Source organism: Paenarthrobacter sp. CAP02, from assembly GCF_040137855.1.
In the GTDB taxonomy this organism is placed as follows: Bacteria; Actinomycetota; Actinomycetes; order Actinomycetales; family Micrococcaceae; genus Arthrobacter.
In genome coordinates this window covers 323,389-338,312 of sequence record NZ_JBEEII010000003.1, presented here as the reverse complement: position 1 = coordinate 338,312, position 14,924 = coordinate 323,389, and the positions used below count along the sequence as shown (strand labels likewise).

Sequence of the window (14,924 nt, the reverse complement as noted above, 5' to 3'; positions counted from 1 at the left end):
CGGTCACACTTGGTGGGCAGCCTAAGGTCAGTCTTGCCTTACTGGATGCATGAAACAAATTACGACATGATTGTGTTGTGTATTCCATGAGCAGTCCAGTTTCCATGCCCCCTAAACGGCATGCTGCAGCAGCAGGGGCACCCGTTGCCGCGCCTGCGTTGCCGGACGCGGATGACCGCACCCGTGACCGTGTCCTTAGCGCCGTGCTTGAGAACGGTCCCGTGAGTGCCGCCGAGCTCGGCGACCTCCTCGGTTTTACCCCCGCCGCTGTTCGCAGGCACCTTGACCACTTGGAACGCTCGGGCGTCATCGAGGTCAAGCGGGTAGCGAAGGCCGGATCCGGCGCCGGCCGCCCCGCACGCCGGTACGTGCTCAGCTCCCAAGGACAGTCCAAGCTCGGCGACGACTACCTGAACATCGCCAGTTCCGCGCTCCGGCGCCTCCAGGAGCTGGCCGGCGAAGACGCGGTCCGCGAGTACGCAGAAGAACGCTTCTCGGATATGGAACGCCGGTACGCCCCGGAAGTGGAAGCGGCAGGGGACGACATCACAGCCCGGGCCTTGGCCCTGTCAATGGCCCTGAGCCGCGACGGATTCGTCGCTTCAGCTCATTCCATCGAAGCCAAGGCACCCCTTCCTGCGGCATTGTCGAGCGTGCAACTGTGCCAGGGACACTGCCCCATCCAGCGGCTCGCTGCGGAATTTCCCGTATTTTGCGACACCGAGACCAAGGTCTTTTCACGCTTGGTCGGTGTCGATGTCCGGCGGCTGTCCACGCTCGCGCAGGGCGGACACGTCTGCACCACCCATATACCTACCGGGCGCTTGGCTGCCACGGTGCCTACAGGCGTCGAAGTGCAGTCCGGGAACCCGTACCAGGAATCAAACAACCAGCAAGAAAGGCCGTGATGACGGACCAAATAGCAGAGAAAGCGGTAGCCGACGGCACTGTGATCTCGGAGATTCTGGAGAAGAATCCCGAACTGCACGGTATCGGAAACTACGAGTACGGCTGGGCCGACAAAAACGACGTAGGCGCAAATGCCCGTCGTGGCCTCAACGAGGAGGTCGTCCGCGACATCTCCTCGAAGAAGAACGAGCCCGAATGGATGCTCGATCTGCGCCTCAAAGGCCTGAAGTACTTCGACCGCAAGCCCATGCCCACCTGGGGTGCAGACCTCTCCGGCATCGACTTCGACAACATCAAGTACTTTGTGCGTTCCACCGAGAAGCAGGCGGCAACGTGGGAAGACCTTCCGGAAGACATTCGGAACACCTACGAGAAGCTCGGCATCCCCGAAGCTGAGCGCAGCCGCTTGGTATCCGGTGTCGCGGCACAGTACGAATCCGAGGTCGTGTACCACCAGATCCGTGAGGACCTGGAAGCCCAGGGCGTCATCTTCCTGGACACCGACACCGCGCTGCGCGAGCACCCGGAGATCTTCCAGGAGTACTTCGGAACCATCATCCCCGTGGGCGACAACAAGTTCGCTTCGCTGAACACGGCCGTGTGGTCCGGCGGTTCCTTCGTGTACGTGCCCAAGGGCGTTCACGTGGACATCCCGCTGCAGGCCTACTTCCGCATCAACACGGAAAACATGGGCCAGTTCGAGCGCACGCTCATCATCGCCGATGAAGACTCCTACGTTCACTACATCGAAGGTTGCACGGCGCCGATCTACACCTCGGATTCCCTGCACTCGGCTGTCGTGGAGATCATCGTGAAGAAGGGCGCCCGCGTCCGCTACACGACCATCCAGAACTGGTCCACCAACGTGTACAACCTGGTCACCAAGCGCGCCATCTGCGAAGAGGGCGCCACCATGGAGTGGATCGATGGCAACATCGGTTCCAAGGTGACCATGAAGTACCCGGCCGTCTACCTCGTCGGCGAGCACGCCAAGGGTGAGACGCTGTCGATCGCCTTCGCAGGCGAGGGCCAGCACCAGGACACCGGGTCCAAGATGGTTCACATCGCTCCGAACACCAAGAGCTCCATCATTTCCAAGTCCGTGGCCCGCGGTGGCGGCCGTGCAGCTTACCGCGGCCTGGTCCAGGTCCGCGAGGGCGCCAAGCACTCGGCCAACACGGTCCGTTGCGATGCCCTCCTGGTGGACACGATTTCCCGCTCGGATACGTACCCGTACATCGACATCCGCGAGGATGACGTTGTCATGGGCCACGAGGCCACCGTTTCCCGCGTCAGCGAAGAGCAGCTCTTCTATCTGATGTCCCGCGGCATGCCCGAAGACGAGGCCATGGCCATGATCGTGCGCGGCTTTATTGAGCCGATCGCCCGTGAACTCCCCATGGAGTACGCCCTTGAGCTGAACCGCTTGATTGAACTGCAGATGGAAGGGTCCGTCGGTTAACAATGACTGATATCACAACAGAAAAGGCGCGCATCGGCGCGCCCTCGGCCCAGCCGTTTATCAACGGCTTCACCGAGGAAGGCGAGAACCTTTCGCCCGTCAACACCGGAACGAACACCAGCACGACGTCGGAGCAGCCTTCCGCTGGTCCGCTCGGCGGCGCTTCGGCCAAGAGCCACTCGCATGGTGGCGGCGTGGGCATCCCCGACAGCTCCCGTGCCGGCCGTCTCACCTCATACAAGCTGGCTGACTTCAAGCCGTTGAACGGCCTTGAGGAAGACTGGCGCTTCACCCCGCTGAAGCGCCTGCGCGGCCTCCACACCGAGGTGCTCAACGGTGCAGCTCCCACTGTCAGCGTCACGGCGCCTGCCGGCGTCGTTGTTGAGACCGTGGGCCGCGACGACAAGCGCATTGGCCAGGCAGCCATCCCGGAGGACCTCGTGTCCGCCAATGCATGGGAGAACTTTGCCGAAGCAACGGTTGTCACTGTCCCCGCCGAACTGCAGGCCGAAAGCGAAGTTTCGATCCTGGTCACCGGCGCCGGAGAGGCACCGTCAGCCCAGCACATCGTGATTGTGGCGGAGCGCTTCTCCAAGGCTGTCGTTGTCCTTGACCACCAGGGCACTGCCGTGGTGTCCGAGAACGTCGAGATCATCGTCGAAGACGGTGCTGAACTGACAGTGATCTCACTCCAGGAATGGGCTGACACCGCTGTCCACGCGTCATCGCAGCAGGCGAAAATCGGCCGCGATGCCAAGTTCAAGCACATCGTGGTCAGCCTTGGCGGCGACCTCGTGCGTGTCACGCCGTCCACCCGCTTCACCGCACCTGGCGCCGACGTCGAGATGTTCGGTCTCTACTTCGCCGATGCCGGGCAGCACCTGGAGCAGCGCCTGTTCGTTGACCACGCCGTGGCCAACTGCAAGTCGAGGGTCCTCTACAAGGGCGCACTGCAGGGTCGGAATGCCCACAGCGTGTGGGTCGGCGACGTCCTCATCCGCAAGGAAGCAGAAGGCACTGACACCTACGAGGCCAACCGCAACCTGGTCCTCACCGATGGCGCCCGCGCGGACTCCGTGCCAAACCTGGAAATCGAAACCGGTTTGATCGAGGGGGCCGGCCACGCCAGCGCCACCGGCCGTTTCGATGACGAGCACTTGTTCTACCTGATGGCCCGTGGCATTCCCGAAAAGGTTGCCCGCCGCCTGGTGGTCCGGGGCTTCCTCAACGAGATCATCCAGCAGATCAAGGTCCCGGCAATCGAAGAGCGCCTGACCGCGGCTGTTGAGCGCGAACTCGCCGCGACCGACAACTAAGACGGGCCAGGCAGGACAACCATGAGTGAACAAACCAAGGGCGAACTGGTATGCAACGCCAATGACATCCAGGTCAAGCAGGCGCTGCGCGTCCTGATCGGTGACTACCCCGTAGCCATCGTGAGGGACTCGATGGGCGAAATCCACGCCATCGGCGATACCTGCTCGCACGCAGACATCTCACTGTCCGAGGGTGAGGTTGAAGGCTGTGCAATCGAGTGCTGGGGACATGGTTCCCAGTTCGACCTGCGCAGCGGCCAGCCCCTCCAGCTGCCTGCCTATGACCCCGTCCCGGTTTTCGCCGTCACCATCGATGGCGACGACGTCTATGTGGACGTGACCAACGTTGTGAACGGTGCCTCGGTAGATACCTACTGAGCACCCAGTACCGCCAGACTTACGAACGAAAAGAAAGAAGAGCATGTCAACTCTTGAGATCAAGGACCTGCACGTCAGCATTGAGACGGAGCAGGGCACCAAGGAGATCCTGAAGGGCGTCAGCCTGACCATCAAGACCGGTGAAACCCACGCCATCATGGGTCCCAACGGTTCGGGCAAGTCCACCCTCGCCTCCACCATCGCCGGCCACCCGCGTTACACGGTCACGAGCGGCACCATCACCCTGGACGGCGAAGACGTCCTGGAGATGAGCGTCGACGAGCGTGCACGTGCAGGCGTTTTCCTGGCCATGCAGTACCCGGTAGAGGTTCCCGGTGTGACCATGACCAACTTCCTGCGCACCGCCAAGACAGCCATCGACGGCGAAGCGCCGGCCCTTCGCACCTGGACCAAGGACGTCAAGGCAGCGATGCAGCAGTTGCGCATCGACGCTGACTTTGCCCAGCGCAACGTCAACGAAGGCTTCTCCGGTGGCGAGAAGAAGCGCGTCGAGATCCTCCAGTTGGAACTCTTCAAGCCGAAGTTCGCCATCCTCGACGAGACCGACTCCGGCCTTGACGTCGACGCCCTCAAGGTAGTGTCCGAGGGCGTTAACCGCGCGCACGAAGAGGGCAACATGGGCACGCTGCTCATCACCCACTACACGCGTATCCTGCGCTACATCAAGCCTGAATTCGTCCACGTTTTCGTAGACGGCAAGGTTGTTGAGGAAGGCGGCCCCGAGCTCGCCGACCGTCTCGAAGAAGAGGGCTACGACCGCTACGCTCCCGGCGCCGGCGTAGCCGTTGCCCCTGCCGTGCAGGCCTAGTTAGGATCATTCCATGACCGAAATCAACGCGGCGCGCACCAGCCTCGAGGACGTCGAGGAAGCGCTCAAGGACGTCATTGACCCGGAACTTGGCGTCAATGTAGTGGACCTGGGGCTTCTGTACGGGCTCAAGTATTCAGACGAAGACGGCGCGCTCCTGATCGACATGACACTGACAACGGCGGCATGCCCGCTGACGGACGTGCTTGAAGAACAGGTAGGCAAGTCGCTCGACGGCGTCGTTGATGACTGGCGCCTGAACTGGGTATGGATGCCGCCATGGGGTCCCGAGCGGATCACCGACGACGGCAAGGACCAGATGCGGGCCCTCGGCTTCAACATCTGATCAGCATGTTTCACCCGCTCGCAGCGGGAAAAGAATGGTTCCGGGCAATGTGCCCGGAACCATTCTTTTGTTAACAGCGAAAGTCCTAGGGAGCGGCAACTCCGAAGGTGTCGCATTTGTTGATGTCACCCGTGGTGTAGCCCTGATAGAACCACTTTTGCCGTTGTGCACTGGAACCGTGCGTCCACGATTCCGGGGATACCCGCCCGGTGGCCGCTTTTTGAATACGGTCATCGCCGACGGCGGAGGCGGCCGACAGGGCGTCCTGCAGGTCCTGCTCGGTCAGGGGATCCAGGAACGGCTTGCCGCTTGCATCGGTTTGCGTTGTGGCGTGCCGGACCCACAATCCTGCGTAGCAGTCGGCTTGCAGTTCCACCCTGACACCACCGGACTGGGGACCCTGCGGGTCCTGCTGTGCCTTATCGAGGTTGCCCAGGAGATTCTGCACATGGTGTCCAAATTCGTGGGCCACCACATACTCCTGCGCCAAGGGTCCGCCCGAGGAGCCGAAGCGTGTCACCAGTTCATCGAAGAAGCCGGGATCGAAATAGGCTTTCACGTCCGTGGGGCAGTAGAAAGGGCCCACATCCGTTGTGGCGGGGCCGCAGCCAGTGTTGGTTGCTTGGCTGAAAATGACAGTCCCGGGGCGGGAATACTTCACGTTGTACTGGGCCAGATATGTTGGCCAAAATGCATTGAGGCTGTTCACCGTGCCCGTGATCCGGCAATCCAGTCGCTTGTCGGCGTCGGCGCCTGTCTGGCACTCCTGGAGGCCGCCCGCGCCCGCGGTACCGCTTTCGATGGCAGGCGGTTGGGTACCGCCGCCCGCCAGGTCTCCCAGGATACTGGGGTTGATCCCGAAAAGGGCCAGGAGCAGCACCACAATGCCGCCACCGATTCCACCACCGATCTTGGTTCCGCGGCCCATCCCGCTGCCACGTCGGTCTTCCACCTGGGAAGGGTCAAGCTGTGCGCCGTCATTGAAACTCATACAGTCAGAATAGACGTCACTTTTGGTGCTCGGCGTTGGACACTGCCGTAAAATTGGCTGGATGCCATTCCTGGACAAACTTCACCTCTGGGCCGATGAGCGCCCACACGACACCGCCGTCGTCGTGGGAAATGCCGGGCTCACCTGGGCCGGCCTCCGCGATGCCGCAGCAGCGCTGCTCGGCTCTGCGGGCGCCACCACTGTTCTTGCCGAACCCAACTCATTGCGGTTCGTGGAACGTTATGCGGCGGCCGTGGCCGGGGAACGGCGGTGTGCTGTCCTGGATCCGCAATGGCCGGCCCACATGGTCGAGGAAGTCTCGGCGCGCATCCTGGATTCGGGCTCCGCGGAAGGTACGGGGTTGGAAGACGGTGATCCTTCCAGTACGTTCCTCATCGGCCTCACTTCGGGTACCACGTCCATCCCGAAGGCCTTCACGCGTTCGCGCAGCTCGTGGCAGGCGTCCTTCGAAGCATCCATAGAGTTCTTTGGCCTCACAACATCGGACCGGACATTGGCCCCGGGACCGTTGTCAGCCAGCCTTAACCTGTACGCCCTCTCGGAGTGCCTGTACGCGGGAGCGGCCTTCCACACGCTTGAATCCTTCGACGTGGGTGAAGCACACTCCGCAATCAGCCATGACGGCATCACGCGCCTGGTCCTTGCACCCACCATGCTGCGGCTGCTCAGCGAACGTGGCCTTGCGGGGGATGTTGACGCTTCGGGCCTTCGAAGCATCATTTGCGCTGGTTCAAAGTTGGACACCCGCACCCTGGAAGCGGCCCGGCGATGGGCCCCGCATGCCGCAATTTACGAGTACTACGGCGCCTCGGAGTTGAGTTTCGTATCCGGTACCCGGCTCCCTGCGGGCGAACGGCTCGACGCCGGCGGCACCGGCATTGGCAAGCCGTTTCCAGGCGTGGAACTGCGCATCCTGGATGACAAGGGCCGGTCCCTTCCCGACGGCCAGCACGGAAATATCAGCGTGCGCAGTGCAATGGTCAGCAACGGCTACCTGTGGGGTGATGACGGGCAGGCCCTGCGATGCCTGGACGGTTGGTACACCGTGGGTGACCAAGGCTATGTGGAGGACGGGATCCTCCACATTCTGGGGCGGCGCTCAGACATGATCCTTACTGCCGGTAAGAACGTCTACCCGCACGAGGTGGAGCTTGCCCTCGCCTCGGTTCCGGGGATAGAAGTAGCTGTTGCTGCCGGGGCGCCTGACGATATCCGCGGGCAAAAGGTGATTGCCGGCGTCGTACCTGCCTACGGCGCCGTCACCGCGACGCAGCTGCGCACCGGATTGGACGGACTGCTGGCAAGGGACAAGTGGCCGCTGCAGTTTTTCGTACTCGCGGAGCTGCCCATGACGGACCGGGGCAAAATCAGCAGGAGTGTCCTTTTGGACTGGATCAAGAACCACGACCCGCGGGCGCAGCCCCTTGGCTGACGCAGCACCCATGAACGTGCACGCGGACGAGTCCCTCCAACCGGTGATCATAGCGGCGCTCCGTACCCCCATTTGCCGCGCCAATGGCCAATTGAAGCACTTCCGCGCGCCGGACCTCCTGGCGCCGGTGATCCGTTCGTTGGTTGAATCGGCGGGCGTGGATGCCGCCGCGGTTGACGACGTCATCATCGGCAACGCGGTGGGCGGCGGGGGAAATGTGGCGCGGTTCGCCGCGCTGCAGGCCGGTTTGCCAATCTCGGTTCCTGGACTCACGGTGGACCGGCAGTGCGGCTCGGGACTGGACGCCATTGCGTTGGCGTCCCGGCTGGTGGCAGCCGGCGGCGGCCCCCTCTATATTGCCGGTGGCGTCGAAAGCATCAGTACCGCTCCCGCCCGGGCCAACAGGAACGACGACGGCGGCCTGGACTTCTACTCGCGCGCCACCTTTGTGCCAATGCAGTACGGCGACCCTGATATGGGGGTGGCCGCCGAAAACGTGGCACGGGAATGCGGCGTGTCACGGGAACGGCAGGACGACTACGCACTCCGCAGCCATCGGAGGGCGGTCAGCGCCGCCGAAGACGGCAGGTTCGTGAGCGAGATGGTCTCCCTGGCGGGCCAGGAAACGTCGGTGACCCGCGATGATGGTCCCCGCCCCTCGCTTCGCGCGCCGATGATGGCGAGGTTCCCTGCAGCCTTCGTGCCCGGAGGAACAGTCACCGCAGGGAATTCGTGTTTCGACGCGGACGGTGCCTCCGCCGTCGTCGTTACCTCCCTCAAGCGCGCACGGGCCATGGGCGCGAAGGACGGCTTGCTGGTTTTGGGCTGCGATACCAGCGGTGTAGATCCGGAACTGCTGGGCGTCGGTGCTGCCTACGCGGCCGAAAAGCTCCTGTCGGAACTCAGAGTGGCACCGGACGACGTCGACCTCATCGAATTCAATGAAGCGTTTGCCGCCCAGACTATTGCTTGCCTGGACCACCTGGGGATCGCGCCGCAACGGGCGAACCTGGACGGTGGAGCCTTGGCGCTGGGCCACGCCTACGGTGCGTCGGGGGCGGTCCTGGTGACCCGCCTCCTGGCCCAGGCGCGCCGCCGGTACCTTCAGTCGAGGGAGTCGCCCTTGGGGCTGGCAATGATCAGCATCGCCGGCGGCATGGGAACAGCGGCACTTATGCGGTACTCAAGGCTCTAGCGGGTCTTCCGGCTCACCCAGGCCGCGGGCAGCCAACGCATCGCCCGTCTGCCGGGCGTACGCCACGGTAGTGATGAAGACAGGGAGCACTAAAGCCCGGGGGTTGCGCTCCAGGCCACGGGCCCGGGCTGAGTCGCGCACATCGGCGAAAGCTCCGGCGATGAACGGGATGCTCCGAAGCATCACGGCGATGGTCAGGGCAAAGCGTTCGGGGTCGGCTCCAAAGCGCCGGAACGGCTTGGCCAGTGAGACAACGCCATCCAGGAGGTCCTGCACCGGAGTGGTGGCCGTGAGCACGGATGCTGCCACCACGCACACCAGGATATTGAGGACGATCCGGGCCGCCGTGGATCCTCCGAGTTGCCACCACTGGAACAATCCAATGACCAGCACGATGGGCGCCACCATCCGGATGGCTCCGGCAAGTCGCCGCAGGCCTGCTCCGCTGAGCAGGAACAGGCCACACATGATGCAGAAGACCACCAGGGAAACGGCCCAGTCGACCACCAGGAAGGATGCTGCCCCGCAGGCGGCCACCACCAGGAATTTCAGCAACAGGGGTGCGCAATGGATCACGGACTTCCCGGGAACGTAGTTGGCGATCAGGAAACCATGGCCCCTCACCTCGGCACGTCGCCTGTCCTGCTTCCGGTCGGAAGCTCGTCCAACGCCGCCGCGCAAAGCATCCGGTACCGTGCGACGCCTTCTTCCGCATCGCCGTCGAACACTATCCGGCCCGACTCGACAACCAGGACACGGTCCATATCCATCGCCAGGTCCAAATCGTGGGTGGACATGATGACCTGCTGGTCCAGGCCTGCGATGGTGCGGCGAAGGAGCTCCCGGTTGCGCAGGTCCAGCAGCGTGGATGGTTCGTCGAGGACCAGCACCTTGGGGTCAACCGCCAGCACGGCCGCCAACGCCAACAACTGCCGTTCTCCGCCGGAAAGTTCGTAAATGCTCTGGTCGGCCAGGCCCAGGAGGCCGAAACGGGTAAGGACTGTTTCGGCCCGGGCAGCGCGTTCTTTGGAGTTCTTGACGGAACGGCGGAGTGAAAGCTCTACGTCTTCACGGCCCGTCGGCATGACCAGCTGCGACAGGGGATCGGTAAACACGAAACCCACGTTTCGCCGAACCCTTCGAACGTTTGCCACGGTGTCATCGCCGTGGACTACGATCCTGCCCTCGCTGGGTGCAACCAAGCCATTGAGCAGGCGCAGCAGCGTGGACTTGCCGGAACCGTTGGCCCCTATGACGCCAATGCGCCGCTCAGTGAGCTCCAGCGAAACGTCATGCAGCAGGGTCTTGGCAGTGTCGCTGCCGTCGACCGAAACGCGTACCGACACGCCGTCGAAATGGATGGAATTCATGCGGTGATAGTTCCTGGCCTACTTGACCCGACGGACCAGGACATCAGGAAAGGCCTTGTGGATAGCAAGTGCAATGACCACGGCCAGCACGTTCTTGAGGATGTCTCCCGGGTAGAAGGCAAGGTCGGCAACGAAAGCCTTGCCAAAGTCGAGTTTGCCGTTCACCATCATGCCCAGTACACCGAGACCGTGGATGATGACGACGCTGCTGACCATGGCGGCGGCGAAAAGCCACAGCCCCCGGTACTTCACCGTCCGGCGGATCACGACGGCGGCCAGGTAGCCGGTAGCGGCAGCGGCCAAGGGGAAGGCCACAATGTAGCCTGCGGAAGGCGTCGCCAAGATCCCCAAGCCGCTGCGTCCACCACTGAAGATGGGCAACCCTGCCAGGCCGAGCAGGACATAAAGCCCGACGGCGGCGAACCCGCGTCCAGCACCCAACACCAGTCCGCTAAGCATCACGGTGAGGGTCACCAAGGTGATCGGGACTCCCAATGCTCCTATCGGGATTCCGGGGACGATCGAGGAGGCTGCGACGAGCGCTGCGAAGACAGCGATAAGGCCGATGTCAGTAGCGGTCCATCGCCGACGGGCGGGTGCAGTAGTGAGCTGCGCTGTGGCAGAGTCGGTCTGGCTCATGAAGGGTCCAATCAGGTGTGATGCGATGCGGTGTGTGCGGAACTTCCCCCTGCATTCGAGGGTACGGACGCCACGGGACCCTCATTTTGGAGCCTTCCCACAACGCACGCCGCGGATTCTTTGAAGGGTGCCCCAAAATTTCGCTGGGCGGGCAAATGCCAGTCCCCGGCCGGGGTACCGGTAGACTTGAACAGGCTGTTCTCACAGCCCACCCCGCCGCAGCTGTCAGGCTCCGCACCTGACCGGGCCCACCGGTCCCCGCAGGCGTTCCCCATTGAAAGGCATCACCCGAATTGATTACCGTCCAGGACCTCGAACTCCGCGCCGGCGCACGCCTGCTCATGGACCAGGTTAACTTCCGGGTGGACAAAGGGGACAAGATTGGCCTCGTTGGGCGCAACGGTGCCGGCAAAACCACTCTGACCCGCGTCCTCGCAGGCGAAGGGCTCCCTGCTGGCGGCAAGGTAACCCGCAGCGGCGAGATCGGCTACCTGCCGCAGGATCCGCGGACGCCTGACATGGAGCAGCTCGCCCGCGACCGCATCCTCTCCGCCCGTGGCTTGGATGTCGTGGTGGGCAAGCTCAAGAAGGCACACGAGGACATGGCCAGCGAGGACGCCGCCGTCCAGCGTAAAGCCATGGGCCGTTACGACCGTCTCGAAGCAGAATTCCTGGCAGGCGGAGGTTACGCTGCCGAAGCCGAAGCCGCGGCGATCTCCTCTAACCTGGCGTTGCCGGACCGCCTCCTGAACCAGCCGTTGAAAACCCTCTCCGGTGGACAGCGCCGCCGCGTTGAACTGGCACGAATCCTGTACTCCGACGCAGAAACCCTGCTCCTGGACGAACCCACCAACCACTTGGATGCCGACTCCATCACCTGGCTCCGGGACTTCCTGAAGAACCACCAGGGCGGCCTGATCGTGATCAGCCACGACACGGACCTGCTCGAGGCCACCGTCAATAAGGTCTACCTCCTTGATGCCAACCGCGCCCAGATCGATTACTACAACATGGACTGGAAGCGTTACCTGCTCCAGCGTGAAACGGATGAACGCGCCCGCAAGCGCGAACGTGCCAACGCCGAAAAGAAGGCCCAGGTCCTGATCGACCAGGCGAACAAGATGCGGGCCAAGGCCACCAAGGCAGTAGCAGCCCAGAACATGGCCAAGCGTGCCGAGCGGCTCCTCAGCGGTCTGGAAGCTGTCCGTGAGAACGATCGCGTAGCAGCACTGCGCTTCCCGGATCCTTCACCGTGCGGCAAGACCCCGCTCACGGCCGAAGGACTCAGCAAGTCCTACGGCTCGCTGGAAATCTTCACTGATGTGGACCTGGCCATCGACCGTGGCTCCAAGGTGGTTATCCTGGGCCTCAACGGTGCTGGCAAGACCACCCTGCTGCGCATGCTCGCCGGAGTCGACAAGCCCGACACAGGTGACATCATCCCCGGGCACGGCCTCAAGGTGGGCTACTACGCCCAGGAGCACGAAACCCTGGACGTTGATCGCACCGTTCTCGAGAACATGCGCTCATCGGCGCCGGACATGAAGGACGCCGAAGTCCGCGGCATCCTGGGTTCATTCCTCTTCTCGGGCGACGACGTCGACAAGCCCGCCGGTGTGCTCTCGGGTGGAGAAAAGACGCGCCTGGCCCTGGCCACCATCGTTGCCTCCAGCGCCAACGTTCTGCTGCTGGACGAACCCACCAACAACCTCGACCCCGCCAGCCGCGCCGAAATCCTGGGCGCGCTCAAGAACTACAGCGGCGCCGTCGTCATGGTCAGCCACGACGAAGGTGCCGTATCGGCGCTGAACCCGGAACGCGTAGTGCTGCTTCCGGACGGCGTTGAGGACCACTGGAACGAGGACTACCTGGACTTGATCACGCTGGCGTAAGCGTCGCCTAGCGGACCTGCAAGGGTTCGGCGTCGGTGACGCGCGCCAGCTCTTGGTAGCTGATGGAGAACATGGAGTTGTGGTCTCCGGCTCCTGCCCAGAGCAGTGGGTATTCCCGCAGCGAACTGTCCAGGATGGTTCGGAGTTTCTTAGGGTGGCCCACTGGGGCTACACCTCCTACTTCCTGGCCGGTGTGCTCCAGCACGAATTCCGGTGTGGCGCGGCGGATCTTACCCGTACCCAACTGTGCTGCAACCAATGCTGTATCAACCTTGGCGGCGCCGCTGGCAAGGATCAGCAGGGGAGCGCCGTCGAGCTCAAAGATCAGGCTGTTGGTGATGGCGCCGACGTCGCAGCCCAACACGGAAGCAGCGGCGGCCGCTGTCGGAACCTTGTCCTCGAAGATTTGCACCGTGTCCGAAACTCCGGCGGCAGTCAGGGCTGACTTCACGCTCAGTACAGGATCCGGAATCATTCAGTAGCCTTGGGCATCAAGGATGGCGTCTTCCTCTTCTTCGGACGTGGGCCTCTTGTTCTTTCGCGCCGCCGGGGTGCGGGGCTTGGGTGTCCCGCCGGCGGCAATGATCCCGTCGTCCTCTTCCTCTTCGGCGTCGATTGCCGCGTTGCGTGCCTGCTGGCGTGCGGCATAGCCGAAACCGATGAACATCAGCACACCGAAAGCGAACCACTGCAAGGAGTAGGAAAGGTGCGTACCCTCTTCCGTGGCCGGCTTCGGGAACGGCGTGGGCATCGGTTGCACCGCAGGGTCCTCACTGGCCAACTGCCCGTAGGCTCCCGTGGCGATGGGGTACGGGAGTTCTTTGGCGAAGCCGGCAAGGTCGATTGAGGCGAGCTGCCCATCCACGGCACCGCGGTCAAGCTTCGGCTCGGCAGGTTTCAGCCGGGCGACTACGGTGACTTCGCCCGCCGGAGGAGCCGGCACGACGTCGGGTCGGCCGGGCGTATTGTTGCCGATCGGCAACCAGCCACGGTCAATCACCACGGTCTCGCCGGTGGTAAGCCGGAAGGGAACCACGACGTCGTAGCCCGGCTGGCCATTCAGCGGACGGTTACGGACAACGCGCTGCCCGTCGAGGTCGTAGCTGCCCCGTAGCTGGACCTGTGTCCACTCGCGTTCGGGGTCCAGGGCACGGAACTGGTCACTGATCTCAGAGAAAGGGATGGGGGTCGCTGAGTAATTGCTGACCACGCGGTTGATTTCGGCAAGGGTCTCGGCCCGGCGGTCCATCTGCCAACGCCCCAGGAAGACGCATGCGGTGGCAAAAATCACGGCCAGGACAAAATACCCCAGCCATTTGCTGGAGAAAAGGAAACGGTACATTCAGCCGGCCTCGTTCGCAGGGTCCTGGTGGGCCACGAAGGGCACGGTTTCCTTCCACAGGCCGCGGGTCTGAAGGTAGTCTTCCAGCCACTCCCGGTGTTCCCCGCAGGAGAGCCACACTTTCCGCCGCTCCGGAGTATGGATGCGTGGGTTGTTCCACAGAAGCTGCCACTCAGCACCGGCACGGCATCCCTTCCTCGAGCATGTCGCCGGTCCCTGGGCCTGTCGGGATTCCTGGTCAGACAGACCAGGTCCGCCGAGGCTAAAGATATTCATGAAGTCGCCTGTTCATCGCCGGGTTTCCCGCCCTCGCTTGCTTCGCCACTGGTGTGTTCGGCACTGCGGGACGGCGGATCATCATCCACCAGCTCGCCTTGGAGCACCGTTGGCGTGTCTGCGGATCCATCGTCCGCAGCTTGGTATGGCCTTTCGATTTCCGGCACCGCCACGTAATCCAGGAGGGACTCGCTGTGGACCTCGGCCTTGTCGCTGCCATTGGCGATGACGACGGCAATCCAAGGAAGGAAGACAGCACCTGCAATGGCGATGATCTTAAACCAGCCGTCCACCACAAAGATCAGGATGATGCAGACCATGCGGATTCCCATGGCGATCGCATACTTGGCCATGCGCTGGCGCATGTCCTCGGAATGGGCAGCTGCCGCATCGGTGATGCTGTGGACTTCGGGGTCGCCGGAAATAGCGTCCGGATCTCCGGGCACTTGCTGCAGGGGACTGCTTCCTGGGGTCACAGTTGAATCATCACGCTCCAAAGGCCTCTTCCAATTCTCTCACCAAGCCG

General features: G+C 62.9%; 17 protein-coding genes. 9 read left to right on the top strand and 8 right to left on the bottom strand.

Translation table 11 applies throughout. The annotated features are described in order from the left end of the window. Nucleotides 1-86: 86 nt before the first annotated feature. From ABHM97_RS07160 to ABHM97_RS07135, 6 genes are read left to right on the top strand one after another with little or no spacing between them, the layout of a single operon-like run. Nucleotides 87-908: a helix-turn-helix transcriptional regulator gene (locus ABHM97_RS07160; RefSeq protein WP_235521744.1), complete on the top strand. Its 822-nt coding sequence runs from the start codon at nucleotides 87-89 to the stop codon at nucleotides 906-908. Beyond that, nucleotides 908-2,371, top strand: coding sequence for a Fe-S cluster assembly protein SufB (gene sufB / locus ABHM97_RS07155; RefSeq protein WP_011774792.1), 1,464 nt, complete (start codon nucleotides 908-910; stop codon nucleotides 2,369-2,371). Before ABHM97_RS07160 ends, sufB begins: the two co-directional genes overlap by 1 nt. A 2-nt stretch (nucleotides 2,372-2,373) precedes the next feature. After that, nucleotides 2,374-3,687 carry a Fe-S cluster assembly protein SufD gene (sufD, locus tag ABHM97_RS07150; RefSeq protein WP_349470105.1) on the top strand — a complete coding sequence of 438 codons (1,314 nt, stop codon included), beginning with the start codon at nucleotides 2,374-2,376 and terminating at the stop codon, nucleotides 3,685-3,687. Between the two features lie 21 nt (nucleotides 3,688-3,708). Next, nucleotides 3,709-4,065, top strand: a complete 357-nt coding sequence (locus ABHM97_RS07145) for a non-heme iron oxygenase ferredoxin subunit (RefSeq protein WP_349470104.1) — start codon at nucleotides 3,709-3,711, stop codon at nucleotides 4,063-4,065. Nucleotides 4,066-4,108: 43 nt separating this feature from the next. Continuing rightward, complete coding sequence (gene sufC / locus ABHM97_RS07140) at nucleotides 4,109-4,894, top strand: Fe-S cluster assembly ATPase SufC (protein WP_257368127.1); 786 nt, start codon at nucleotides 4,109-4,111, stop codon at nucleotides 4,892-4,894. A gap of 13 nt (nucleotides 4,895-4,907) precedes the next feature. After that, nucleotides 4,908-5,240, top strand: coding sequence for a metal-sulfur cluster assembly factor (locus ABHM97_RS07135; protein WP_018777579.1), 333 nt, complete (start codon nucleotides 4,908-4,910; stop codon nucleotides 5,238-5,240). Between the two features lie 85 nt (nucleotides 5,241-5,325). Here the strand turns inward: ABHM97_RS07135 and ypfJ are convergent, their stop codons facing one another. Further along, a complete protein-coding gene (ypfJ, locus tag ABHM97_RS07130) occupies nucleotides 5,326-6,231 on the bottom strand; it encodes a KPN_02809 family neutral zinc metallopeptidase (protein WP_349470103.1) in 906 nt (301 codons plus the stop codon). A 61-nt stretch (nucleotides 6,232-6,292) separates the two neighbouring features. Here ypfJ and ABHM97_RS07125 point away from each other — a divergent pair, with 61 nt between their 5' ends. Both ABHM97_RS07125 and ABHM97_RS07120 read left to right on the top strand, forming a co-directional pair. Beyond that, nucleotides 6,293-7,684, top strand: a complete 1,392-nt coding sequence (locus tag ABHM97_RS07125; protein ID WP_349470101.1) for a class I adenylate-forming enzyme family protein — start codon at nucleotides 6,293-6,295, stop codon at nucleotides 7,682-7,684. Nucleotides 7,685-7,694: 10 nt separating this feature from the next. Next, nucleotides 7,695-8,879: a thiolase family protein gene (locus ABHM97_RS07120; protein WP_349470228.1), complete on the top strand. Its 1,185-nt coding sequence runs from the start codon at nucleotides 7,695-7,697 to the stop codon at nucleotides 8,877-8,879. On the opposite strand, the gene ABHM97_RS07115 is transcribed toward ABHM97_RS07120, so the two are convergent. The 3 genes from ABHM97_RS07115 to ABHM97_RS07105 are packed head-to-tail and all read right to left on the bottom strand — an operon-like array spanning nucleotide 8,868 to nucleotide 10,888. Beyond that, nucleotides 8,868-9,503, bottom strand: coding sequence for an energy-coupling factor transporter transmembrane component T family protein (locus ABHM97_RS07115; protein ID WP_349470100.1), 636 nt, complete (start codon nucleotides 9,501-9,503; stop codon nucleotides 8,868-8,870). The genes ABHM97_RS07120 and ABHM97_RS07115 overlap by 12 nt on opposite strands. Next, nucleotides 9,500-10,249 carry an energy-coupling factor ABC transporter ATP-binding protein gene (locus tag ABHM97_RS07110; protein ID WP_349470099.1) on the bottom strand — a complete coding sequence of 250 codons (750 nt, stop codon included), beginning with the start codon at nucleotides 10,247-10,249 and terminating at the stop codon, nucleotides 9,500-9,502. The genes ABHM97_RS07115 and ABHM97_RS07110 overlap by 4 nt, the downstream gene beginning before the upstream one ends. An 18-nt stretch (nucleotides 10,250-10,267) precedes the next feature. Next, nucleotides 10,268-10,888, bottom strand: a complete 621-nt coding sequence (locus ABHM97_RS07105; protein ID WP_284985666.1) for a biotin transporter BioY — start codon at nucleotides 10,886-10,888, stop codon at nucleotides 10,268-10,270. 293 nt (nucleotides 10,889-11,181) lie between these two features. Between ABHM97_RS07105 and ABHM97_RS07100 the strand changes: the two genes are divergently transcribed. Next, the gene (locus tag ABHM97_RS07100) at nucleotides 11,182-12,780 is read left to right on the top strand and encodes an ABC-F family ATP-binding cassette domain-containing protein (RefSeq protein ID WP_211712652.1); all 1,599 of its coding nucleotides are present in this window, start codon (nucleotides 11,182-11,184) and stop codon (nucleotides 12,778-12,780) included. 7 nt (nucleotides 12,781-12,787) lie between these two features. On the opposite strand, the gene ABHM97_RS07095 is transcribed toward ABHM97_RS07100, so the two are convergent. Genes ABHM97_RS07095 through ABHM97_RS07080 form a run of 4 tightly spaced genes read right to left on the bottom strand, consistent with a single transcriptional unit; the run spans nucleotide 12,788 to nucleotide 14,895 of the window. Continuing rightward, nucleotides 12,788-13,255, bottom strand: a complete 468-nt coding sequence (locus ABHM97_RS07095) for a YbaK/EbsC family protein (RefSeq protein WP_349470098.1) — start codon at nucleotides 13,253-13,255, stop codon at nucleotides 12,788-12,790. Then, a complete protein-coding gene (locus ABHM97_RS07090; protein ID WP_257368120.1) occupies nucleotides 13,256-14,122 on the bottom strand; it encodes an SURF1 family cytochrome oxidase biogenesis protein in 867 nt (288 codons plus the stop codon). Beyond that, nucleotides 14,123-14,398: a hypothetical protein gene (locus tag ABHM97_RS07085; RefSeq protein ID WP_257368119.1), complete on the bottom strand. Its 276-nt coding sequence runs from the start codon at nucleotides 14,396-14,398 to the stop codon at nucleotides 14,123-14,125. Next, nucleotides 14,395-14,895, bottom strand: coding sequence for a DUF3099 domain-containing protein (locus ABHM97_RS07080; protein ID WP_349470097.1), 501 nt, complete (start codon nucleotides 14,893-14,895; stop codon nucleotides 14,395-14,397). Before ABHM97_RS07080 ends, ABHM97_RS07085 begins: the two co-directional genes overlap by 4 nt. Nucleotides 14,896-14,924 lie beyond the last annotated feature (29 nt).